General features: G+C 49.7%; 2 protein-coding genes. Both read right to left on the bottom strand.

Features of this window, described 5'->3' with window-relative positions; genetic code table 11:
- Window positions 1-84: 84 nt before the first annotated feature.
- A complete protein-coding gene (locus IE099_RS20490) occupies window positions 85-540 on the bottom strand; it encodes a DUF7919 family protein (protein WP_189574660.1) in 456 nt (151 codons plus the stop codon).
- Window positions 541-669: 129 nt separating this feature from the next.
- On the bottom strand, window positions 670-1,518 hold an 849-nt coding region (locus IE099_RS20485; protein ID WP_189574658.1), incomplete at its 5' end, for an ATP-grasp domain-containing protein.

The raw sequence follows: 1,518 nt of genomic DNA, 5'->3' as shown, positions 1-1,518 counted from the left end.
CAGGAAGCCCGCTCCTGAAAACCATTGATGCTATTAGAAAAACCCACCCCGAACTCTGTGAACAATTTTCCTAAAAATCACTTGTCAGTTGGCCTCAGTGGTTTGTTCTGCCTTTCTGTGCCAACTCCACCATCTCTCAAGTCCATCAAGAAACTCAATTGGCGGCAGATACTTGTGCTCATCGATGTAGTGAAGAATCATCCTCGGCAACAAATAATCTTGGCCCTCCATTTTCAAGTGAACCTCTCCACGATCTTGATACCGATTGCAAATTCCGCACGTGTGATAGCCAAGCTGACCACTGCTAATTCGACATTCACTATGCAGAAAACGAATCGCATCGATGCAATCGGCACCAATTTCACCGGATAACGGAACCTCCTTACCTAACCACCCAATAGCCTTCGCTTCAAACTGCTCAGGAAGCTCAGAATCATAACTGAACTCCTTCAAATGGCTGTATTGCATTGATTGAAGATCATGAAAGAAAGTCTCGTAACTCTTACCTAGCTTCCTTCTTCTGAACCATCGATAGAGCATTTTTTATGCAGAACGTTCTAGCACACCCAATCCGACCGACTCAGCGCGCTTTCACTACTTCTACCACGCTCCCTACTCCCGTCAACCTCCGACTCGCCAGCGCGGTCGGATTTGTGGTGCTGCGCATTGTTAGCCATCTAGTGTCTCGGCTCTGGCAATAGCCTCCCAAATTGCGAAGGGAGAAGCTCCTGCGTAACCACTCTCCATTCCCGAATTACACTCTATAATGACCCAGCGCCCCTCGGTCGTCTGAGCAAGGTCGATAACAACGAATGCGCAATCTACGGCATCAACTGCACGCTTCGCCACGGCCAAGCCTTCCTGACGCTCTAGATTCGTCCAATCGTAACTCTCGGCCTCGAACCAATATCGACCTGCTCCCACAAGTTCTCCACGCCACCAGAACGTCCTGAACTCATACGAAGCTGGTATCTTGCCTTTCGCTCCACCCGCTATCGGTCGCAAGGGCAACAACTCCCGACAAACGAAGTCCTGCCAGTGAAGAATAGGATCACTCTTGAAGATCTTAAGGGCTGTCGCGAAGTCCTCGCTACTCCGAATTATGCTTGCAGCAGCCTGGTGCTTACTGGTTTGTCTCGAGCCCTTCACAAAGACTGGAAGTGTGAAATTCGCCTCCACCTCTGCAAAGGTAGGCGGTTGCTGATACCACATACTCCGAGGGGTGAGTTCCTGAATCAGCGGATACCATTCTGATAGTGTCGTGCAGCGCGTGTGTTCAGTTGGTGTGTGCACCAGACGGAGACCATCCGCTTCGCACTGCGCGAAAAAGCGAGAATAGTCATCAATCGCACCAATCCTCGCAACAGCGGGAATCCCTTCTGCAAATTCGTATGGTGTCCGACAATCAAAGAACGCCCTGAAATCGAAATCGTAGACAGGCACACCAACAGGTTGATTCACCAGCCAGATACAATTGCGAATGATGAATCTATCGTGCCCCACAACTTTCTCTATTTC

It is taken from the genome of Roseibacillus persicicus (assembly GCF_014651675.1).
GTDB lineage: Bacteria > Verrucomicrobiota > Verrucomicrobiia > Verrucomicrobiales > Akkermansiaceae > Roseibacillus > Roseibacillus persicicus.
Note: the sequence above shows the minus strand (reverse complement) of the source record. Positions and strands in the feature narration are given on the sequence as shown.